Source organism: Sphingomonas sp. GW821-FHT09E03 (assembly GCF_059416225.1).
This window is the reverse complement of sequence record NZ_JBWKOS010000001.1, coordinates 589732-611227: the sequence shown is the minus strand read 5'-3', so window position 1 is coordinate 611227 and position 21496 is coordinate 589732. Positions and strand designations below refer to the sequence as shown.

General features: G+C 69.4%; 21 protein-coding genes and 1 other RNA gene. 5 read left to right on the top strand and 17 right to left on the bottom strand.

From position 1 onward, the window contains the following. Positions 1-60: 60 nt before the first annotated feature. From ffs to AC07M8_RS03245, 6 genes are all read right to left on the bottom strand, one after another. Positions 61-154: signal recognition particle sRNA small type (gene ffs / locus AC07M8_RS03270), an RNA gene on the bottom strand. Between the two features lie 40 nt (positions 155-194). Next, on the bottom strand, positions 195-419 hold the full coding sequence (locus tag AC07M8_RS03265; protein WP_495172959.1) for a hypothetical protein: 225 nt from the start codon (positions 417-419) through the stop codon (positions 195-197). 61 nt (positions 420-480) lie between these two features. Then, complete coding sequence (locus AC07M8_RS03260) at positions 481-735, bottom strand: hypothetical protein (RefSeq protein WP_495172958.1); 255 nt, start codon at positions 733-735, stop codon at positions 481-483. Between the two features lie 162 nt (positions 736-897). After that, positions 898-1209, bottom strand: coding sequence for a 2Fe-2S iron-sulfur cluster-binding protein (locus AC07M8_RS03255; RefSeq protein WP_495172957.1), 312 nt, complete (start codon positions 1207-1209; stop codon positions 898-900). Further along, entirely contained in the window at positions 1206-2294 is a 1089-nt protein-coding gene (locus tag AC07M8_RS03250; protein ID WP_495172956.1) for a cysteine desulfurase family protein, read from the bottom strand. The genes AC07M8_RS03255 and AC07M8_RS03250 overlap by 4 nt, the downstream gene beginning before the upstream one ends. Continuing rightward, entirely contained in the window at positions 2291-3319 is a 1029-nt protein-coding gene (locus tag AC07M8_RS03245; RefSeq protein ID WP_495173139.1) for an aminotransferase class V-fold PLP-dependent enzyme, read from the bottom strand. The genes AC07M8_RS03250 and AC07M8_RS03245 overlap by 4 nt, the downstream gene beginning before the upstream one ends. A gap of 137 nt (positions 3320-3456) precedes the next feature. Between AC07M8_RS03245 and AC07M8_RS03240 the strand changes: the two genes are divergently transcribed. Then, on the top strand, positions 3457-4113 hold the full coding sequence (locus AC07M8_RS03240; RefSeq protein WP_267396030.1) for an alpha/beta hydrolase: 657 nt from the start codon (positions 3457-3459) through the stop codon (positions 4111-4113). A gap of 91 nt (positions 4114-4204) precedes the next feature. On the opposite strand, the gene AC07M8_RS03235 is transcribed toward AC07M8_RS03240, so the two are convergent. Both AC07M8_RS03235 and AC07M8_RS03230 read right to left on the bottom strand, forming a co-directional pair. Continuing rightward, positions 4205-4384 carry a hypothetical protein gene (locus AC07M8_RS03235; protein ID WP_267396031.1) on the bottom strand — a complete coding sequence of 60 codons (180 nt, stop codon included), beginning with the start codon at positions 4382-4384 and terminating at the stop codon, positions 4205-4207. 152 nt (positions 4385-4536) lie between these two features. Next, positions 4537-5541, bottom strand: coding sequence for a threonine ammonia-lyase (locus AC07M8_RS03230; protein ID WP_495172955.1), 1005 nt, complete (start codon positions 5539-5541; stop codon positions 4537-4539). 139 nt (positions 5542-5680) lie between these two features. Here AC07M8_RS03230 and AC07M8_RS03225 point away from each other — a divergent pair, with 139 nt between their 5' ends. The 4 genes from AC07M8_RS03225 to AC07M8_RS03210 all read left to right on the top strand — a co-directional run bounded on the left by AC07M8_RS03225 (position 5681) and on the right by AC07M8_RS03210 (position 9428). Next, positions 5681-6937, top strand: coding sequence for a type III PLP-dependent enzyme domain-containing protein (locus tag AC07M8_RS03225; protein ID WP_495172954.1), 1257 nt, complete (start codon positions 5681-5683; stop codon positions 6935-6937). 111 nt (positions 6938-7048) lie between these two features. Then, positions 7049-8131 carry a 1,9-bis(guanidino)-5-aza-nonane synthase gene (locus AC07M8_RS03220; RefSeq protein WP_495172953.1) on the top strand — a complete coding sequence of 361 codons (1083 nt, stop codon included), beginning with the start codon at positions 7049-7051 and terminating at the stop codon, positions 8129-8131. Positions 8132-8156: 25 nt separating this feature from the next. After that, the gene (locus AC07M8_RS03215) at positions 8157-8342 is read left to right on the top strand and encodes a hypothetical protein (protein WP_267396035.1); all 186 of its coding nucleotides are present in this window, start codon (positions 8157-8159) and stop codon (positions 8340-8342) included. Between the two features lie 81 nt (positions 8343-8423). Then, positions 8424-9428 carry an alpha/beta hydrolase gene (locus AC07M8_RS03210; protein WP_495172952.1) on the top strand — a complete coding sequence of 335 codons (1005 nt, stop codon included), beginning with the start codon at positions 8424-8426 and terminating at the stop codon, positions 9426-9428. Between the two features lie 8 nt (positions 9429-9436). Here the strand turns inward: AC07M8_RS03210 and AC07M8_RS03205 are convergent, their stop codons facing one another. From AC07M8_RS03205 to AC07M8_RS03165, 9 genes are all read right to left on the bottom strand, one after another. Next, positions 9437-10750 (bottom strand): methyl-accepting chemotaxis protein, encoded by a 1314-nt coding sequence (locus tag AC07M8_RS03205; protein WP_495172951.1) that lies wholly within the window; start codon positions 10748-10750, stop codon positions 9437-9439. Between the two features lie 90 nt (positions 10751-10840). Continuing rightward, on the bottom strand, positions 10841-12727 hold the full coding sequence (locus AC07M8_RS03200; RefSeq protein ID WP_495172950.1) for an XrtA/PEP-CTERM system amidotransferase: 1887 nt from the start codon (positions 12725-12727) through the stop codon (positions 10841-10843). Then, positions 12728-14227, bottom strand: a complete 1500-nt coding sequence (xrtA, locus tag AC07M8_RS03195) for an exosortase A (protein ID WP_495172949.1) — start codon at positions 14225-14227, stop codon at positions 12728-12730. A 267-nt stretch (positions 14228-14494) separates the two neighbouring features. Beyond that, complete coding sequence (locus AC07M8_RS03190; protein WP_495172948.1) at positions 14495-15724, bottom strand: TIGR03087 family PEP-CTERM/XrtA system glycosyltransferase; 1230 nt, start codon at positions 15722-15724, stop codon at positions 14495-14497. After that, a complete protein-coding gene (locus AC07M8_RS03185; protein ID WP_495172947.1) occupies positions 15700-16731 on the bottom strand; it encodes a FemAB family XrtA/PEP-CTERM system-associated protein in 1032 nt (343 codons plus the stop codon). Before AC07M8_RS03185 ends, AC07M8_RS03190 begins: the two co-directional genes overlap by 25 nt. Next, entirely contained in the window at positions 16728-17555 is an 828-nt protein-coding gene (locus AC07M8_RS03180; protein WP_495173138.1) for an XrtA system polysaccharide deacetylase, read from the bottom strand. Before AC07M8_RS03180 ends, AC07M8_RS03185 begins: the two co-directional genes overlap by 4 nt. 46 nt (positions 17556-17601) lie before the next feature. After that, positions 17602-18786 carry an ExeA family protein gene (locus AC07M8_RS03175; protein ID WP_495172946.1) on the bottom strand — a complete coding sequence of 395 codons (1185 nt, stop codon included), beginning with the start codon at positions 18784-18786 and terminating at the stop codon, positions 17602-17604. Positions 18787-18795: 9 nt separating this feature from the next. After that, positions 18796-20415 carry a hypothetical protein gene (locus AC07M8_RS03170; RefSeq protein ID WP_495172945.1) on the bottom strand — a complete coding sequence of 540 codons (1620 nt, stop codon included), beginning with the start codon at positions 20413-20415 and terminating at the stop codon, positions 18796-18798. Further along, positions 20412-21476 (bottom strand): AAA family ATPase, encoded by a 1065-nt coding sequence (locus AC07M8_RS03165; protein WP_495173137.1) that lies wholly within the window; start codon positions 21474-21476, stop codon positions 20412-20414. The genes AC07M8_RS03170 and AC07M8_RS03165 overlap by 4 nt, the downstream gene beginning before the upstream one ends. Positions 21477-21496 lie beyond the last annotated feature (20 nt).

The window sequence follows — 21496 nt, the reverse complement described above, 5'->3', positions numbered from 1 at the left end:
AGGCCGCGTCGTCAGACGGGCTATGCCCGCTGATCACGCTTACGCCATGAGAGGCGGTCGCGGTGGGAGCCGGGACGACCCGCGGCGAAATCGTTGTGGCTGCTTCCTTCCGGACCTGACCAAGTTGGCGACGACCACGTCCGCCCGACTCCCGCGCTGCCTATGGCGGGGTCGGGCGGGATGATCAAGTCGGCTTAGCGGCGGACCGTCCGGCAGACCTTGACGCGATGATGGTTGCGCCACTTCCAGTCGCACACCGTACGGGTGCGGTGATGGTAGCCGCGGCGCTCGTCGTGGCGCACCACGGTGCGCTCATGGACGACGGTGCGATGCTTTTGCGCTGCTGCCGGGGCAATCGCGATCGGGGCGAGACCGGTCAGCGCGACGGCGCCGGCGGTGAGGATGGACAGAAGCTTCACAGACTTACTCCTCTACTGGTTAGTTGTCGTGGCGTAACGATCTCGCCACGGTTCGGTTGCCTCAGCGATACACGCGGAAACAACGGCGGACGGGATGGTAGCGGCCGTGATGGATCCGGCAGACCACCCGGGTGCGGCCATAGCCACGATGGCGACCATAGCCGCCGCGGTAATAACCGTGGTGCGGACGATAATCGCCGCGGTGGTGGCGATAACCGCCGTCATAGCCGTAACGTTGCGCTTCGGCCGGCGCGACCGTGCCAACCAAGGTGCCGATCGCCAAGGCACCGGCGCCGAGCAATGCAACAAGCTTCATGATTGCTACTCCTTTTCACACGCCCGGGATGGCCGGACAGGAGACTAAATCCACCTTTTGCCGTGCATGTTCCATGAACGTGTCGTTGTCGGAACGACAGCATCGCTGACGAAGCAGCAACCCGCTGCAACGAACGGATTTCGGGCGTTCAGCTGCGATCGATCACTGCTGCGGGATGCGGACCGTCAGCGTATCGAGCCCCGCCGTCAGCCTGATCTGGCAAGCCAGCCGGCTGGTCCGCGTCGCTGCCGGAGCGAGGTCGAGCAGATCCTCTTCGTCCTCGCTCGGTGGCGGCAAGCGGTCGAGATCGGCGGGATCGATCAGGACATGGCAGGTCGCGCAGGCGAGGTCGCCGTCGCAGATCCCCTCGAGCGGCTGGCCGTCGGCCTGCGCGACGTCAAGCAGCCGCGCCCCCACCGCGGCCTCCACCTCGCTGGACGTGCCGTCGGCGGCGATGAAGCGCACGCGGATCATGCCGGCATCCGCTGGCGATCGGCCGCCGCCATCAGCTGGTCGAGTGCCCCGCGCAGCTCGTCCGCGCCGGTGTAGCGCCCAAAGCCAAGGCGGATGCTCGATCGCGCCTCGGCATCGCTCAGCCCGAGCGCGCGAAGAACATGGCTAGGCCGCCCCGACCCGCTGGCGCAGGCCGACCCTGCCGAGAAGGCGAGCGTCCGGCAATCCGACATCAGTCGCGCCACATCCAGGCCGCGACGACGGACGTTGAGGTTGCCGCGATAGCGCCGGTCGGCAGCGCCGTTGAGCTGCCAGTCCACCTCGCCGCCATCGATCCCGAGCCGCTCGATCGCGATCTGCCACAGCCGCGCGACATGTGCTTCATCCTCGTCGGCCCGCGCCGCCATCAGCATCGCCGCGGCACCGAAGCCCGCGCATAGCGCCGGCGACAGCGTGCCGGACCGCCCCGCCGCCTCCTGGCCGCCGCCATGGAGCAGCGGCGCCAGCGTCACGCCGTCGCGGATCCACAAGGCACCGATCCCCTTGGGACCATGGATCTTGTGCGCCGAGATCGCGATCAGGTCACATTCGCGGGGGATCGCGACCCGGCCATAGCCCTGCACCGCGTCGCACAGGAACAACGCGCCCGCCCGATGCGCCGCCGCGGCAAGCTCGGCGATCGGCTGGATCACGCCGATCTCGTTGTTGACCAGCATCGCCGCGACCAGCCCGGTTCCCGGCGCGACCGGCACCGCCACGGCAACCAGCCCGGCGTCGTCCACACCGAGCAGCGTCGCCGCGCGCCCGCTCGCCGCCACCGTGTCGAGCACCGCAGCATGCTCGGTCGCGACCGAGACGATCGGCCCGCTGGTGCCTTTGATCGCCCAGTTGAGCGATTCGGTCGCCCCGCTGGTGAAGCTCACCGTCCCCCCAGGCGGCAGCAGCGCCGCGATCGCGTCGCGCGCCACCTCGACCGCCGCGCGTGCCGCCCGGCCCTCGCGATGCGCCGAATGCGGGTTGGCGTGCTGCCGCTCCAGCCACGGCAGCATCGCCGCCAGCGCCTCGGGCGCCAGCGGGGTGGTCGCCTGATAATCGAGATATGTCATGCCGCGCTGCGCCGCGTGGTCCGTGCCATCGCCCGCCAGCCGGCGATGAACGCGTCGACCTCGGCCTCGCCCGTCGATCGCCCGAAGCTCACCCGGATCACCTCGCGCATCGCCGCCTCGCCCCAGCCCATCGCCGCGAGCACGTGGCTCGGCTTCATGCTGCCCGAGGAACAAGCGCTGCCCGCCGACACCGCGAACCCCGCGCCATCGAGCAGGATCAGCTGCGCGGCGGAAGCCACCCCCGGCAGCCGGTACGAGCCGATCGCGGGATGGCGCGGCGCGCCGGCCGCGACGATCTCGCCGCCCGATCGCGCGATGCCGTCGTCGAGCCGCGCGCGCAGCGCCGCCAGCCGCGCGACATCCTCGGGCTCGGCCAATGCCGCGGCATAGCCGAGTGCGCCGGGCAGGTTCTCCGTGCCCGGGCGATAGCCCCGCTCCTGCCCGCCGCTCGGGTGCAACGTCGCCAGATCGCGGACCAGCAGCGCACCGATGCCCGGTGGCCCGCCGCGCTTGTGCGCCGAGAGCACGATGACATCGGCCACGTCCACCAGCCCCGGCCCCGCCGGCATCTGCGCCGCATCGACCAGCAGCAGCCCGCCGGCCGCGCGCACGATGGCCGATATCGCGTCGAGCGGCTGGCGCACCCCGGTCTCGCTGTTCGCCCATTGCACGCAGACCAGCGCCGGGCCGCCGTCGCCGAGCGATCGCTCCAGCGCGTCGAGCGCGACCAGCCCGTCACCATCCACCGGCAGCATCGCCGCGTCCCCGGCGGCGCGGATCACCGCATCATGCTCGACGGCGCTGATCAGCCGCCGGACCATGACGCTGCGCCCCAGCGCGATCGACAGCGATTCGCTCGCGCCGCTGGTCAGCAGCGTCTCGCCGCGCCAACCATAAGCCGCCGCAATATCGCGCCGTGCTGCCTCGAGCGCCGCCCGCGCCGCCCGGCCCTCGGCATGCGGCGACGACGGATTGGCCCACAGCGCCTGCCCGCGCGCCACCGCCTCGCGGACGCCGGTGGTCATCGGCGTGGTCGCGGCATGATCCAGATAGATACGGTGGGCCAGGATTCGTTCCAATTGCGTGACGGTGTCCGCCCCTTATATAGCGGCCAACATTGTGCGCTCCACCGGGGCGCCTTCCTTTTACGGTGCGAGTGTTCATGCCCGAAGTCATCTTTCCCGGCCCCGAAGGTCGTCTCGAGGGCCGTTTCGCCCCCGCCCCCCGCCCCCGCGCGCCGGTGGCGATGATCCTCCACCCGCATCCGAGCGCGGGCGGCACCATGAACAACCGCATGGTCCAGGAGCTCTACAAGACGTTCCAGCGCCGCGGCTTCGCGACGCTGCGCTTCAACTTCCGCGGCGTCGGCAAGAGCCAGGGCACGTTCGACAACGGCGTTGGCGAATTGAGCGACGCGGCGAGCGCGCTTGATTGGGTGCAGAGCTTCCACCCGGAAGCCTCCACCACCTGGATCGCCGGGGTCAGCTTCGGCGCCTGGATCGGCATGCAGCTGCTGATGCGCCGCCCGGAGATCCGCGGCTTCATCTCGGTGGCGCCGCCCGCCAACATGTACGATTTCAGCTTCCTCGCGCCCTGCCCCTCGTCGGGGATCATCATCCAGGGCGAGAATGACGAGGTCGCCACCCCCGGTGCCACCCAGAAGCTGGTCGACAAGCTGCGCACCCAGAAGCACATCACCATCCACCACGACACCATCCCGAAGGCGAACCACTTCTTCGAGCATGAGATGCCCGAGCTGATGGGCAGCGTGGATCGCTATCTCGATATGCGGCTGGATCCCAACTCGCCGATCCGCTGAGATCACGGGTTCCCGCGCCAGCGGGGCCCCATGGCGACCTAGGACGTCGCCTGCCCCGTGCTCCTGCACGCGCAGCTGCACGGGGACGCGGTCACAGCTGCCAGATCACCACATTGCCGAGCAGCACCGCGGCCATGATTAGCAGCAGCACGCCCTTGCGCACATCGCGCCGCCCAGCGATCATCGCCCCGCCGCCGATCAGGCAAGCAAAACAGCCAAGCATCGCAATCGCCGGCGCTGCCTTGGCAATGGTGGCGATTAGGTCATTCATGATCTGATCCCGCCGTCATTCCGAATGGCAACGTCAAGGCCAGCGATTCGGCCTCCCCCTTAACCGTCGTTATGCTGAACTCGTTTCAGCATCCATGGCCAACATTGTCCGCGCGTCCGCGGCCAGTTCGGCCCATGTATCCTAAAACAAGTTCAGGATGACGGCGGGAGAGTGCCCCTAGCCGACCATTCATCAGCCGAACCAATCGCCCGCGCAAAGGCATCGATATCCACATTGCCGCCGGACAGGATCACCAGCATCCCCGGCGCGGCGGTCACCTGCCCCGCCAGCACCGCCGCCAGCGCCACCGCCCCGCCGGGCTCCACCACCAGCCGCAGCGTTTCCGCCGCCCACCGCTGGGCGGCACGGATCTCCGCCTCGCTCACCGCCACTCCCGTCGCATCGCGGCGCGACAGCACGTCGAAGGTCAGCGGCGACACCAGCCGGGTCTGCAGCGCGTCACAGGCGGTTGGCGGCGGATTGTCGCCCACCGGCTCGATCCATGACGCCTCCAGGCTGCGGCGCATGTCGTCCCAGCCCTCCGGCTCGACCACGGTGATCCGCGCCTCGGGCAGCGCCAGCGTGATCCCCGCAGCCAGCCCGCCGCCGCCACAGGGAATGACTGCATGCTGCGGCGCCCCGAGCCCCGCCACCGCCATCTGCGCGGCCGCCTCGATCCCGGCGCTGCCCTGGCCCTCGATGATCCAGGCATCATCGAAGCTCGGCACCAGCGTCGCCCCGCGCGCCTCCGCCAGCCGCGCCGCGATCGTCTCGCGGCTTTCGGTAGCGCGGTCATAGCGCACCACCTCGGCGCCGAGCGCCAGCGTGCCCTCCAGCTTCGCTCGCGGCGCATCCGCCGGCATGACGATGGTCGCGGCGATACCGAGTCGCTTCGCCGCCCAGGCCACCCCTTGCGCATGGTTGCCGGACGAGAAGGCGACCACGCCCCGCGCCCGCGCCGCATCGTCGAGCGCGGTCAGCCGATGCCACGCACCACGGATCTTGAACGCGCCGATCGGCTGCAGCGATTCCGCCTTAAACGCGATCGTCACACCATTGATTTCATGCGTGAAAAGCGGCGTCGGCGGCAGCACCCGGGCGATCTTGGCGGCGGCATCGCGCACGCCGGCCCGCGTCGGTTGTCGCAGAATAGTCACTTTTCACCCCTTCCGTCGCATAGCCACTTTACATGGGACCGCAGCGACCATAGATCGCGCCTCCGCTGCCCCATGGGACTTCCAACCGCAAGGCAGCTTTTGTCACCGTATGCCGAAAGGCAATTGGAGGTCCCTTGAATTGGCCAAGCACTATAGCGCGTTGGGGTTAGCGCCCCTCTCGACCGCCGGCTCCTCCGTTCTCGGAGGCGGCATCGATATCGCCACGCGACGTCCGGTTGATCCGGTCACGCTCGTTCGTCCGCATGCAGCTGCGCGGGCCGCCCGTTTCTTCGTCGAGAAGTTTCCGGGTCGCTCGATGTATGCGGTCAAGGCAAACCCGTCGCCCGACCTGCTCCAGATCCTCTGGGACAATGGCATCACGCATTACGACACGGCGTCGATCGCCGAGGTGCGTCTCGTCAAGGCGACGCTGCCGGACGCCGTCTGCTGCTTCATGCACCCGGTGAAGTCGGAAGAGGCGATCGCCGAGGCGTATTTCAGCCACGACGTCCGCACCTTCTCGCTCGACAGCCTGGAAGAGCTCGACAAGATCGTTCGCGCCACGACCCAGCAAGACGGGAACGCTGCGACGGATCTGACGCTCTGCGTGCGCCTGCGCGTGTCGTCCGAATATGCCAAGCTCAGCCTCGGCTCGAAGTTCGGTGCCGGCCCGGCCGAAGCCAAGGAGCTGCTGATGGCTACCCGCCAGGTCGCCGACGCGCTCGGCATCTGCTTCCATGTCGGCAGCCAGACGATGTCGCCGGACGCCTACACCAATGCCATGGAGCGGGTGCGGGCGGCGATCGTCGATGCGGCGGTCACCGTGGACGTGATCGACGTCGGCGGTGGCTTCCCGTCGGCCTATCCGGGCATGACCCCGCCGCCGCTGGAGCGTTTCTTCGAGACCATCCACCGTGCGTTCGAGAGCCTGCCGATCAGCTATTCGGCCGAACTCTGGGCCGAGCCCGGCCGGTCGCTGTGCGCGGAATATTCCTCGGTGGTGGTCCGCGTCGAGCGCCGCCGCGGCTCCGAGCTGTACATCAACGACGGCGCCTATGGCACGCTGTTCGATGCCGCGCACATCGGCTGGAAGTATCCGGTGCAGCTGCTCCGCGAGCCGGAGTCCGACGCGCGCGACATGGACTTCAGCTTCTGGGGCCCGACCTGCGACGATCTCGATTACATGGCGGGGCCGTTCCCGCTGCCGGCGGATACCAACACCGGCGATTATTTCGAGATCGGCATGCTCGGCGCCTATGGCGCGGCGATGCGCACCGCCTTCAACGGCTTCGGCTCGGGCGAGACGGTGATGGTGAGCGACGAGCCGATGCTGTCGGTGTACCTGCACGACGAGGCGGCCGAAGAGCATCGCGGCTCCAACGTCGTAAAGCTGTAACGCCAATCACTTAGATAAAGGTTCTCTCCTCCCGCTGTGGCGGGAGGAGACGCTACGGGTTTCCGCGTCCCCATTGAACGACGACGGGTTCTGGATAGCCAAAGGCCAGCCATGACCGATACCCTCACCAAGACTGCCGGCAGCAACGCGCCGATCAACGACACCCGCAAGGCGGAACTGCTTTCGAAGCAGGTCAAGCACATCGACATCAAGAGCTTCGACGCCCGCCCGATCGTCGATGCGATGGCCGACATGAGCTTCACCAGCCGCGATCTCGGCCGCGCCACCAATATCTACAACCAGATGCTGGCGGACAAGGACTGCTCGATCTTCCTGGTGATCGCGGGCTCCACCTCGGCCGGCGGTTGCATGGACCTCTATGCCGAGCTGGTCCGCAACAACATGATCGACGGCATCGTCGCCACCGGCGCCTCGATCGTCGACATGGATTTCTTCGAGGGCCTCGGCCACAAGCATTACCAGGCGCTCGAGGTGCCGCACGACGACGTGCTGCGCTCGCTGTACATCGATCGTATCTACGATACCTACATCGACGAGGAAGCGCTCCAGAACGTCGATCATACCATCTTCGAAATCGCCGAGACGCTCGAGCCGCGGCCTTATTCGAGCCGCGCGTTCATCCGCGAGATGGGCAAGTATCTCGTCGAGCACGGCAAGAAGGATAACAGCCTCGTCAAGCTCGCCTATGAGCATGACGTGCCGATCTTCTGCCCGGCGTTCGTCGACAGCTCGGCCGGCTTCGGGCTGGTCAAGCATCAGGTGGATCGCGCCAAGGCCGGCAAGCCGTACATGGTGCTCGACGCCATCGCCGACTTCCGCGAGCTCACCCAGATCAAGATCGAGGCGGGCGTCACCGGGCTGCTGATGATCGGCGGCGGCGTGCCTAAGAACTTCATCCAGGACACCGTGGTCTGCGCTGAGATCCTCGGCCATGACGACGTCCAGGTCCACAAATATGCGGTGCAGATCACCGTCGCCGACGTCCGCGACGGCGCCTGTTCGTCCTCGACGCTGCAGGAAGCAGCGAGCTGGGGCAAGGTCAACACCGCGATCGAGCAGATGGTGTTCGCGGAAGCCGGCAGCGTGATGCCGCTGCTCGCCTCCGACGCCTACCACCGCGGCCTGTGGAAGGATCGCCCGGTCCACAAGTGGGCGACGATCTTCGACAAGTAAGCGCTGACGACGAAGGGAACTGACGATGGCCAAGGGTGAAGCATTCGAACGCCATCGTCAGCCCTGGACGACCGACGAGATCCAGAAGCTGCACCAGTTCGCCAAAAAGGGCATGGCGCTGAAGGCGATCGCCAAGGCGCTCAAGCGCTCCGAGGAATCGACCAAGGACCGTGCCAAGGCCGACGGCCTGTCGATCGCCAAGCTGCGCTGAGGGCTGACATCCTTTACGCTCGACGCGCGGCGTGACATCCCCGCTCGACTTACGTCACCACCCCCGGCAGGTAACGCGGCCATGACCGTTGACCGCCGCCACCTTATCGCTCTGTCGCTCGGTCTCGGCGCGGTCGCCGCGCCGGCGATCGCGCGCGCGCGCGCCGCCGCGCTGGCGGCGGACGGCAGTTTGCCGAGCTGGCCGCCGGCCGAGCGCTTCGACCTGTGGCCCGCCGGCGAGTTGCGCGTCCCCCCCGGCCTGCGCCCCCGCCCGCAGATCACCCGCGAACGCACCGACGGCTATCGCAACCTGCTGATGCGCGGCACCGTGCGCCCCGACGTCGGCGTGTTCCGGCCGCGGCGACCGGACGGCCGCGCGGTGCTGATCGTGCCCGGCGGCGGCTATTCGGTGACTTCGCTGCGCGGCGAGGGCATCGATGTCGCGTTGACGCTCGCCGCACAGGGCATCACCGGCTTCGTGCTCAACTATCGCCTGCCGGGTGAGGGCTGGGCCGATCGCGCCGACGTGCCGCTCAGCGACGCCCAGCGTGCGATGCGGCTGATCCGGGAGAATGCGGCGCGATTTCGCATCGATCCCGCCAGGCTCGGCGTGCTCGGCTTCTCCGCCGGGGGCCACCTCGCCGCGTCGCTGGCGACGCTCCACGACCTGCGCGTCTACCGCTCGCTTGACGCCGCCGACCGCCAGTCGGCGCGCCCGGCCTTTGCCGGACTGATGTATGCGGTGTCGAGCATGGACCCCGGCCGCAGCCACGGCGGCTCGCGCGCCAACCTGCTCGGCCCCGATCCCGATCCGGCGATGCAGCGCCGCTATGCGGTCGATCGCCACATCAATGTCGTCACCCCGCCGCTGTTCGTCCTCGCCGCCGAGGACGATCCGACGGTGCCGGTCACCAACAGCCTCGATCTCCTCGCCGCCGCGCGCGAGGCGCGGGTGCCGGTCGAGGCGCACATCATCGAGCGCGGCGGCCATGGCTTCGGCACCCGCCTGCCGCGGATCAACCCGGGCTCGCTCTGGCCCGACCTGTTCGATCGCTGGACGCTGCAGACGCTGGCTGGGGTGCGCTAGGCGAACGCCTACAGCGCCGCCACCACGCCCACGAACCCCTGCGCCCGCTCGCGCAGCCGATCGGTCGATCGCGTCAACGTCGCCGACAATCGCTCGAGCACGCGCGCATCGTCGCCCAGCGCCGCCGCCTGCTCGCTGATCGCCCCCACCCGCGCACGGATGTCGCCGCCGGCTTCCACCGATTGTTCGACGTTGACCGCGATCGCATGGGTGGCGCCGGTCTGCGCCTGCACCTCGGCGTCGATCGAGGCGCCGGTCTCCGCGATCGCCTCCATCGCCAGCCCGAGCAACTCATGGCCGCCGACCACGTCGCCGAGCAGGTCGTTCATCTCCACCACGTGGAGCGCGATGTCCTTGGCCGCGGCGCTGGTCTGCTGCGCCAGGGTCTTCACCTCCGCGGCGACCACCGCGAAACCCTGGCCCACCTCGCCCACCCGCGCGGCCTCGATCCCCGCGTTGAGCGCGAGCATGTTGGTCTGGGCGGCGATCGTCTGGATCAGCCGCAGCATGTCGTCTACCGCCACCGCGGACTGGGCAAGCGCCGCCACCCTCGTGCCGGTCTGATGCACCGCCGCGCGCGCATCGCCGCGGATCCGCGCGGCCTGCGCGGTGTTGCGCGCGATGCTGTCGAGCGTCGCGGCGAGGCTGCGCCCGCGCCCGGCGATCTCGCCCAGCGCCTGCACCGTCTGCCCCGCCGCCGCCGCCACCGAGGCGGAGCCGTCGCGGGTGCTGCCGGCGCGCTCGATGAGATGGCCGGCGAGGCGCTGCACCTGACCGGCGATCTCGCCCAGTTCGGCCACCAGTGCGGCCACCTCCTGGGTAAAGCCCCGTCCCGCCGCGTCGATACGTTCGGCCCGGGCGCTGCGCTCGGCCGCCTCGTCCAGCTGGCGCTGGGCCGCGAGCCGCGCCAGCTCGCGCGCGTCGATCACCGAATGGAAGACGCCGCCGCTGGTCAGGATCATCCCCTCGCCGCCCGGCGCGCGATTATAGGCATCGAGCAGCGCGGCCGGGGCGAGCTGCGCGTCGGCAGTCGCGCACGGCCGGATCAAGCCGTCCAGCGAACCGCCGATGCTCGGATTCTGCATCAGCGCATGGCCGAACGGGTTGAACAGGATGCTGCGCACGTCGATCTCGTGGATCGCGCCTACCGGCCGGCGGGCATCGTCGACGATCGGCAGCAGCCGGAGATCGGCATGCGCGCGGAACATGTCCACTACCGCAGCCAGCGTCGCGGTGCGCGGCAGCGCCTGCCGGTTGACCTTGATGGACGAATTGATTGAGCCGATCGATCCGCTGCGCAACATCTCTACGTCCAACAACATGGCGCCGCTGCTAGAGCCCGATGGTAAAGGCCGCATTATGTTTTGGTGACGGAACGATGACGGTACTGCCGCCCCCAGCCTGACGGAAAGTTAACCAAACAATCGCCTGAGACTGCGCTCGAGCATGGTGAACTGCCACAGGGTGCGGCCATGCTCGGCGCGACCGGCGCGGTGGTCGGCCGCCAGCGTCGCCAGCGCGCCCTGGTCGAACCAGCCGGTATCCGCCAGCAGCCGCGATCGCCCCATCCCCGCGGCTGCCTCGGCGAGCGGGCCGCGGAACCAGGCACTGATCGGCGTCACGAACCCCATCTTGGGCCGGTAGAGGATCTCGCGCGGGAGATAGGGCTGTAGCGCGCGCTTCATCAGCCACTTGCCCTCGCCATGGCGCAGCCGCATCGCCGCCGGCAGCGTCGCGCAATATTCCACCAGACGGTGATCGAGCAGCGGCTCGCGCGCCTCCAGGCTCACCGCCATGCTGGTCCGGTCGACCTTGGTGAGGATGTCGCCCGGCAGCCAGATCTTCATGTCGGCATATTGCGCGCGGTCGAGCGCATCGCGCGCCGGCGCCGCGCGCATCGCCGCGACATAGCGGTCCTCGGCGCGATGCCCGCCAAGCGCGGTGCGCGCCTCGGGCGAGAACAGCCGCCGGCGCATCGCCGGCGCGGTAACCCCCACCGCCATCGCATAGGCCTCGTCGCCATCGGCAGCGAGCGCCTGGAACGTCGATTTGGCGCGCAGCGGCCGCGGTGCCCAATCCGCCTTGGGATACCACCGCCCGAGCGCGCCAAAGGTCGAGCGGCGCAGCTCGGTCGGCAGCAGCCCGCGCACCCGCTCTTCCGCCGCCTGGAACTTGTAGCGGCGATAGCCTGCCATCGCCTCGTCGGCACCGTCGCCGGACAGCGCCACCGTCACGCTCTCGCGCGCCAGCGCCGAGACGCGATAGGTGGCGAGCGCCGAGGCGTCGGCGAACGGCTCGTCGAAATGATGCACCAGCGTGTCGATCAGCCCGAAGTCGTGCGGAGAGACCACCCGTTCGTGATGATCGGTGGCGAAACGCCGCGCCACCGCATCGGCATGCGCGCGCTCGTCATGCCCCGCCTCGTCGAAGCCGATCGTGCAGGTCTTCACCGCCTTGGGGCTCGCCTCGGCCATCAGCGCGACCACCGCCGAGCTGTCCACCCCGCCCGATAGGAACGCACCGAGCGGCACGTCCGCGACCATCCGGCTGCGAACGCCATCGCGCAGATGGCCGATCAACTGCTCGCCGAGCGCCTTGGCCGACCCGCTTGCGCGGTCCGCGAAGCTCACGTCCCACCATTGCCGCTGCCTCGGCACCGGCCGGCCGCGCTCCACCAGCAGGAAATGACCCGCGGCGAGCTTGCGCACCCCGGCGACCAGGCAGGCATCGTCGGGCACATAGCCAAAGGCGAGATAATCCTCGACCGCGGTGAGATCGGGCACCCGGCGCAGCAGCGGGTGCGCGAGCAGCCCCTTCAATTCCGACGCGAACGCCAGGCTGCCGTCGGACAGCTCAACGTAATGGAGCGGCTTCACGCCCATCCGGTCGCGCGCGAGGAACAGCGTCGCCGCATCGGCGTCGTGCAGCGCGAAGGCGAACATGCCGTTGAGCCGATCGAGCAAGCCCGGGCCCCACGCGCGCCAGCCATGCAGCAGCACCTCGGTGTCGCCGGCGGTGTTGAAGCGTGCGCCCTTGCGCTCGAGCTCGGCGCGGAGGTCGGCGAAATTGTAGATCTCGCCATTGTAGGTTACGGTGAGCCCGCCCGCCTGCATCGGCTGCGGCGAGCCCTCAAGATCGATGATCGACAGCCGGCGATGCCCCAGCCCGACGCCGGGCGCGGTGAAGATGCCGTCGCCATCGGGCCCGCGATGCGAGAGGGCGGCGATCATCGCCGCGATGCGGTTGGGGTCGACCGGCTTGGGGGTTGCGGGATGGAAAATCCCGGCGATGCCGCACATTTAGCGCAGGCCCGCGGCGCGATCGGCGAGCGCGTCGACCGGGCCGATCGCGGCAAGCAGCCGCTCGATCGCCCCGCGCGGATCGCGCCCCGGCCCCGCCTCGGCGGACAGATGGATCGCGACCGCACGCTGCGGACCGCCGAGCAGCCTTGCCTTCATCGTCTCGATCTTCACCAATCGCTCGTCCGCCGTCACCAGATCACCGACGCAATACCATGTCGCGACCACGCGCTCCACCGGCCCCGGCGCGGTGATCCGCATTGCCGATCCACCCCGGATTGCCGGCTCGTCCGCAACCCGCACCCAGCGATCCTCCTCGCGCAACACGCCGGTGCCGAACGCGGCCAGCTTCTTGCCTTCGCGCTGGCTGCCATAGACCGCGATCGCGACATCCACGGCGTTGGGGCCATCGCTGTAGCGGCCGAACAGGTAATGATCGGCACCCGGATAATAGGGCTGCCACGGTGCCACCGTGCTGAGCGGCGCGCGCGTCCACCCCTTCACCGCGGGCAGTTCGATATGCGCCGGCAACGCCGCGGCGCGCCCCGCGACCAGTCCGCTCCACCCCGGCGCCATCGCGATCACCACGATCGTCAGCCCCAGCGCCGCGGCGAGCGGCAGTCGGCCACGCCGCGGCGGCGGCAACGCCGCAGGGTCGAACGCCGGTGCATCGGGGGCGCGATCGAACCAGCGCCAGCCGATCGCCAGCACCGCCGCCATCACCAGCCCGAAGAAGATCCAGCCGTAGACGATATGGTCGAAGCCGGTCGCCGCCTCGACGCTGGTGAGATTGGCGGCATAGATGGTCGCGAACGCCCGCAGCGCATTGGCAAGGACGGGCACGATAACAGCCGCAACCATGAACAGCGCGCGCCGCCGCCACGAGATGAAGCAGACGTTCGCCACCAGCAGCCCGAACGCGACCATCGCGATCACGAATTTGGCGCCCGAACAGGCCTCCGCAACCTCGAAGAAAAAGCGGCCCGCATGGATCAGCACGCCGTTCGATGCGGCTGGCACGCCGACGAGGTGGAGCATCGGCATCACCAGTGCGACCGTCACCGCCTGGAGCGGCGGCTCCAGTTCCTCGCCGAACGGCACCAGCAGCAAGGCATAACCGAGCGGAAACGCGAGCGCGCGGGCGACATGCGGGCCGAGCAGCGTCACGGCCGCGCCCTGCAGCATCACCACCAGCCCGAGCTGCCGCGCGAAGCTTACCGAGCCGGCGTCGCCCATCAGCCAGCACGCCGCTCCCACCGCGACCAGCGCCAGTCCCGGCCCCCACGCAGTCGGGCTTAGTTGGTCAAGCTCGTCCCGCCGCTGCCACACAAGCCAGGCGATCACCGGCCCGATGAACAGGCAGTGGCCGAAGGTGGTGCTGGTCCACCAGATGCCGACCAGCCGCGCCACATCGGCGCGGAACACCAGCAGGATCGCTGCCACGGCCACCGCCAGCGCCGCGCCATGCAGGCGCCAACCTTTTGCAGCAACATCCGTCATCCCGGGCTCGACCCGGGATCCAGGGCCACGGGCAATAACGGCTGCATCAGGTCCCCCCAGCAAAAGCCGGCGTCTCCCGCGGCTCCTTTCCCGCCCTCACAGCCGAAGATCCCAGCTTGCGCTGGGATGACCAAGGGGTTCAAGGGAATGGTACCACCATCCGTCATCCCAGCGCACGCTGGGATCTCTAGCGGCTCCTGTCCCGCCCCAATGCCAAAGATCCCAGCCTTAGCCGGGATGACGAAGATTTGTGCGGATGAAGCCAGATCAGCCATTCGCCCCGCCCCCGCCGGCAATCTCGGCCAACACCCTATCCAGCGGCGCCAACCTAGCCGCCCAGTCATAGCGCGCCAGCACCCGCGCCCGCGCCGCTGCGCCCAGCGCCGCCGCGCCAAGTGGGTCTCCCAGCAACACCTCGATCGCCGCGACCTGTGCCTCGGCATCGGCGGCCACCCGGATCGTCCCGCCATGGTCGATCCCCTCCGCCGCCGCGGCCGAGGCGACCACCGGCCGCGCCATCGCCATCGCCTCGAGCACCTTGTTCTGGATCCCGCGGGCCTGCTGTAGCGGTGCGACGCACACCGTCGCCGCTGCAAGCCACGGCCGGACATCGTCCACCGCCCCGGTCACCACCACCTGAGCGCCGGCGAGCGCCGTCACCGCCGCGGTCGGCGCGCGGCCGACGATCGCGAGCCGCAGGTCCGGATGCCGCGCCACCAGCCGCGGCAGTACCGTCGTCGCGAACCAGCGCACCGCCTCGATATTGGGCGGGTAATCCATCTGCCCGGTGAAGACGATCAGCGGCCCGCGGCCCGACCCTGCTTCGGGTAGTGCGGTGACACGCGCGGGATCGTACTGCCCGGCGTCGATGCCGTTCTCGACCGCGAGGATTCGCCCGTCGGCGCCAGCCGCGCAAAACAGCGCCGCCTCCGCCTCGCTGACCAGCAGGCTGGCAGCCACCCGGGTGGCCATCTGGCGTTCGAACGCGCCGAGCAGCCGCGCCTCGCGCCGCATGAGCCAGCGCAGCGGCGGCAGGCCGCGGCTCGCATAACCGGCGAACTTGGCCGAATCCACGTCGACGAAGTCCATCACTACCGGCGGGCCGATGACGGGAAGATATTGCGCCATCTGCCCCGAGAAACAGTAGATCGCGTCGATCGCATGCCCGGCGAGCACCGCGTTCACCGCGCGCCGCAGCGCCGGCGCCGCAAAAGCGGTGAGCGACACCGGCTTTCCTCTGGCCAGCGCTTCCATCGCCGCGACCGCCCGCGATTTGCCGCGCGGCACGATGGTGCAGCTCGCCAACAGCTCGCTGAACGCCGGCGGGGGCGTCAGATCCGCCGCTTCCTCGCCGAACGCGACCAGATGGACCCGGGCCGTGCCGGCGAGATGGCGAAGGATGTTGAAGCTGCGGATCTTGTCGCCGCGGTCGGGCGGGAACGGGGTACGATGGGCGAGGAACAGGATGTCCATCACCCCAGGCCCCGAGATATCCATGGCCCGACGAGGTTGGCGATCGGCAACGGCAACCGCTGCCATGTGCGCACCATCAGTGCATATTTGGGGTTGAGCGGATTGACCTCGCGCACCGGCCCGTCGCTGCGCTTGGCGTAGCGCCGCGGCTCGGGTGCGAACCCCCAATTCTTCTTGAACGCCGCCGCGCCGGTGCCGGTCTTCGATCGCCCGAAGTCGAACCGCGTGCAGCCGCGCGCGCGGGCGTGCGCCATCAGCGCGAAATACATCCGGTCGTTGGCGCGCAAGCCCCGCGCCGCCGCGGTGCCACCGCCCCAGTAGGGATAGACGGTGCCATTGAAATACAGGCTGAGCACGCTCGCCACGGCCTCGCCGCCGTGGCGCACGGTGAGCACGTCGGCGTCCAGCTCCCCGGCGACCGCGCGCAGCAGCCTGGCGGGGAAGACCGGCGTGCCGAGGTTGCGCACCGATTCGGCGTAGACCCGGTGATGCTCGGCGTAGGCGTGTGCATCGGCGCCGGTCGCGACCTCGAGGTCGAACCCCAGCGCCCGGCGCACCTCGGCACGCTGCTTGCGGGGGATCGCGAGCAACTCGGCCTCGTCGTCGGCGGCCAGCGCGCGGACGAAGCCCAGATAGGATCGGTCGTCGGTCGCCCAGCCTTCCGGCGCGGCGCCGCCGCGCAGCTCGACCTCGGGGCAGCCAAGCCTTTCGGCCAGCGCCCAGGCCGCAGCGGCGAGCGGCTCAGCGCCCGCGCCGAGGATCCCGCCATCCACCGCGAACGCCGCCGAGACCAGCGCCTTGCCGAACAGCGGCGAACGCATCGCGGTGAGCGGCAGCACGCCCGTGATCCGCCCCGCCCCTTCGGCGACCAGATAATGCGCGCGCTGGCCGCTGCCCGCCTGCACGCCGCGGCTCCATCCCGGCAGGTGGAACGGCGTCGCATCGGCCTGGCCGCGCACGAACGCGTCGATCGCCGCGCTGTCGCGCGCGTCGGCGAGGTCGGCGTCCCGCACCGTCAGGAGATGGGTCACGGCAGCGCCGCCGCCTCGCGCGCGACCACCGCATCCACCCGGCCCCAGTCGTGCCGGGCGATCAGCCCGCGCAGCTTGCCCGCCATCGCGCCGAGCCGGGAATAGTGGCGGATCTTCGAGCGCAGCGGCGCCGCCGCGACCCGCGGCTGATCGGGATCGATCTCCCAGGGGTGGAAATAGAACACGGCGCCGTGGCCGGCGCCGTTCACCTGGCGCACCGCAAAATCGGTCAGCGCCGCGGGCAGCAGCCGGAAGAAGCCGCCGCCGGTGGCGAGGTGCTTCTGCCCGATCTTCGCTACCGTCACCGGCAGTTCGACCAGCGCGCTGTCGGCGAGCGGGCGGAACGCATAGCGCGGCGCCTCGCGCCAGCCATAATGGTCGTGCCGCACCGGCGCGACGCTCGACGAATAGGCATAGCCCGCCGCGGCGAGCTCGGCATGCGCGAACGGGGTACGGGTGTCGATCGAGAAGCTCGGCGCGCGATAGCCGGTCACCGCCTGGCCGCCGGCATCCTCCAGCGCGGTGCGGGCACGCAGCAGATCGGCGCGGAAGGTCGCGGCGTCCATGGTGAACACGCGCTGGTGATCCCAGCCGTGGCTGGCGATCTCATGGCCGGCATCGGCGATGCGCCGAATCAGCGCGGGGTAGCGATGCGCCACCCAGCCGAGCGTGAAGAAGGTCGCCTTGACCCCGCTCTCGGCAAACAGCGCCAGCACCGCATCGCTGTTCTGCTCCACCCGCGCGGGCAGCCGGTCCCAGTCGCCCATGTCGATCACGCGTTCGAACGCGCCGACCTGGAACCAGTCCTCCACGTCCACCGACATGCCGTTGAGAAGGCGGGCGTTTGCCGCCGCAGCGCTGCTCACCGGATCAGGCCGCATCGCCCCAGGCGGTGCCCCGCCGGATCGGCGCATAATCGGTCTGGTCGGCGATCCCCGCGGCATCGGTGCGATCCGATTCCACCCAGTCCACCAGCAGCGTCAGCACCCGGCGCAGCGCCGCATCCTGCTCGTCGACCCGCGCCTCGAGCGCCTCGAGCCGGTCGCGGTCGATCGCCGACGGCTCGGGCACCGACGCCGGCTCGGGGTCAGGCTGCGGCTCGGGCGCGTCGTTGTTGACGATGTTGAGCCAGCGGTCGGTGCGCGGGGTGAAGCGGCGCGGCTCCTCATCCCCGACAGGTTCGGCCGCGGCGATCGGCAGCGGTGCCGCTTCCCCGGCGTCCGCCTCGATCGTCACCAGCGGCAGGTCCGCCGCGAGATCGCGCAGCACCGCGCGCACCACGCGGGCATCGATCAGGTCGAGATCCTCGATCGCGGCATGCAGCATCACCCGGCCGGCAAGCAGGTTGAGCCGCCGCGGCACGCCGCCCGAGCCGCGATACAGCGCCTCGAACGCATCCACCGCGAAGTCCGGCCGCCCTTGCCAGCCGACGATCGACAGCCGGTGGGCGATGTAGTCGGCCACCTCATGCTCCTCCATCGGATCGAGATGGTGGATCGCGATCACCCGCTGGCGCAATTGCTCGAGCCGGTCCGAGCCATGCAGCCGGTCGCGGAACTCGGGCTGGCCGAGCAGCACGATCTGCAGCAGCGCATGGCCGCCGGCCTGGAAATTGGAGAGCATCCGCAGCTCCTCGAGCGCCGAGACCGGCAGCGCCTGCGCCTCGTCGACGATCAGCAGCGTGCGCCGCGCGCTACGCGCCACCGCGTGGAGGCCGCGCTCGATCGCGGTGAGCAATTGCGCCTTGGCGAGCCCCTTGGGATCCACCGCGAGGCCGGTGGCGACGATCCGCAGCAGGTCGTCTGCCTCGATCGCGGTGGAGACGATCTGGATGACGTTGAGATGCGCAGGATCGATGCCGTCGGTGAGGTGCCCCATCAGCGTGGTCTTGCCCGCGCCGATATCGCCGGTGATGACGATAAAGCCCTCACCCTGCGCCAGGCCATAGCCGAGATAGGCCATCGCCTTGCGGTGCGTCGCCGTCTCATACCAGAATTTGGCATCCGGGGTCAGCTGGAACGGCCGGCCGCTCAGTCCATAATGATTATCGTACATGAGCCGCCCTCAGAATGAATAACGCGCGGCGAGCAACGCCTGCGCCGACCATTGGGTATCCAGATCGCCGATGTCGAACGCATACACGCCCGCCGAGGCGGTGGTGGTGACGCGTCCGAAGCTGCGCCCGTAGCTGGCGGTGCCGCCGTACGACCACACGCCATCGGTGTCGGCGATACCCGATTGATAGTAATTGACGAAGAGATTGCCGTCCAACGACGACCGCGCGGTCAGGCTGCGATTGTAGAACAGCTCGCCATAATAGCTCTCGTCCTCGATGCCGTAGAGCAGCACACCGGGCACGTCGTCGCGGTTGAACAGCTTGCGGTTGGCATAGCCGACGCCGCCGCCGAACGTCGTCCGCCCGCGCGTCGCCGACAGCAAGGCATCCACCCCGCGGGCGCGATAGCTCGCCGTCGAAATCGACTGGAACACGTCGTTGAGGCAGCCGCCCGGCGCCGCACCGCTGGTCGCGAACACGCAGCCGTTATACTGCTGGGTGAAGGCGTCGCGCGCGGCGATGAAGCTGGTCGGCAGGTTGGCGAGCCCGGCGCGCAGCTGCTGGCCGAACGTCGTCACCTGGTCATAGACCTGCGCGGTGAACCCCACCGACTGGCTCGCCTGATAGGCGATCGTCCCGGTATAGCTCCACGAGCCGTAACGCCGGCCGACATGCGCCTCCGCCGAGGTCCGGTGATTGGGCCGCCACACTACGCCGGCGTCGTAATAGACGCCATCGGTGCGATAGGCGATCTGCCGCGGCGATGCCTTGTCGGTAACGTAGCGGCCATCATTGCCCAGCACCGGCGTGCCATCGGCCGCCACCAGCGCAGAGCGCTCGCTCGTCTCGATCTTCTCATAGCCGACACCCGCGGTGAGCGCGACATTGGCGGAAACCGGCGCGAGCACATCGCCGCGGACGTGATAGCCCTGGTAACGGCCGTCGAGCTGACCGGCGTCCTCGCGCTCCCAGCCGGCGCTGGCGGTGGCGCCGATCGGCGCCACCTGCCCCGGCTGAACGCCGACGCTCACGCCCGCGACCTGGCCGAACGAGTGATCGTAATTGTCGAGGCGCACCTGCCCTGCAGGCACCGCCGTATAGCTCGGCTGCTCCACCTTGGTGTAGCCGGCCTGATAGCTCGCCGCGATCGCCAGCGGCCCCGCGCGGGTGGCGTAGCTCGGCCCGGCATAGACCGCATAGACCTGGCTGATGTTGTCGTTGTTGCCGGTCAGCACGCCCGGCGCCGCGCCGCGGATGTCGCTGCGCGTCCGCGTCGCGAGCCCGCCGGCTTCCAGCGTCAGCCCGGGTGCCACTGTCGCGGCCACGCGCGTCAAGCCGGTATGGACGTCGCTGTCGCCGACATCCTTATCCCACGAGATCTGCCGCTCGTAGCGGTAGGACAGCTGCCCATCGACGCGCCGCGTGCTTGCCGACAGGTCGATCCCGGCCGCCACCGTCGAATAGGTCAGCACATCGCCGTTGGTGAGGTCGGCGTCGAGGATCTGCCCCACCTCGATATAAGGCGTCGCGGTGACGCGACTGCTCTGCGCGGTGGCAGGTGCCCCCCCCAGCGCGGCGACACCCAGCACGGCGCCCCCCGCGCCGCCCCGGATCAAGGCACGGATCATCTGTCGATCTCCTGGCCATAATAGGTGCCGAACCGTTGCCCCCCCGGCACGAACGACACTGCGTTGAGCACGAGTGCGATATGCTCGCACCCGTCGAGTTGATGCACCGCCTGGCGCAGCTCGCTTTCCGGCGTGCGATCGGCGCGCACCACCAGCAGCACCTGGCCGACCAGCATTGCCAGCACCGAGGCGGGCGACGCCGCCAGCGCCGGCGGCGAATCGAAGATCACGATGCGGCGCGGATTGGCCTCGAGCAGCCGCGCGATCACCGCGCGGGTCCGCGCCGAGGCGAGCAATTCGGTGTCGGTCGCGGTCTTGGTGCCCGCCGGCAGGATCGAGAGCCCGCCGACGTCGGTGCGGATCACCAGCGATTCGACATCGAGGTGGCTGTCGCTCAGCGCATCGAGCAGCCCCGGCGTCTCGGCGATGCCGAGCTGATCGAGCACGTCGGGCTTGGCGAAATCGGCGTCGACCAGCAGCACCTCGGTATCGCGCTCGGCCGCCATCGACAGCGCCAGATTGACCGCGCAGAAGGTCTTGCCGTCGCCCGGCTTGGCCGAGCACACCAGCACGGTACGCGCCTTGTCCGGGCTGCCGCCCTCGGCAACCCGCTCGCGGGTGATCAGCAGCTGCCGCTTGATCAGCCGGAACTCCTCGGCGAGCGGCCCCACCGGTGCGCCCGGCACGATCATGCCCGCCTCGGCGAGCATGCCGCGATCGATATGCGCGATGTCGGTGAGTTCGGGTGTGTCGTAGAAGGCGTCGGGCAGCTCGTGGCCGATCGGCGCGCGCAGTTCGGGCGGGATAGCGAGGAAGGTCGGATCCTCGTTCACCGCCGCCGCGGCGTCCGCCTCGCCGGTCCAGGCGATCGGCTCGGGCGCGTAGACCGGCGCGTCGTCCGGCTCGGCCGGCGCATCGAACGTCGGGATGAAGCGGATCTTCTCCGGTTCGATCGGGATCGGCGGCTGCGGCCGCACGGCCGCGCCAAGGTCGTAGATCCTGGCGGCACGCTCGAGCAGCGAGTCCCCGCTGGCGGGGTCGGGGCGGGCGGGATTGGGCATCATGTTCATGTCCTCGGCTG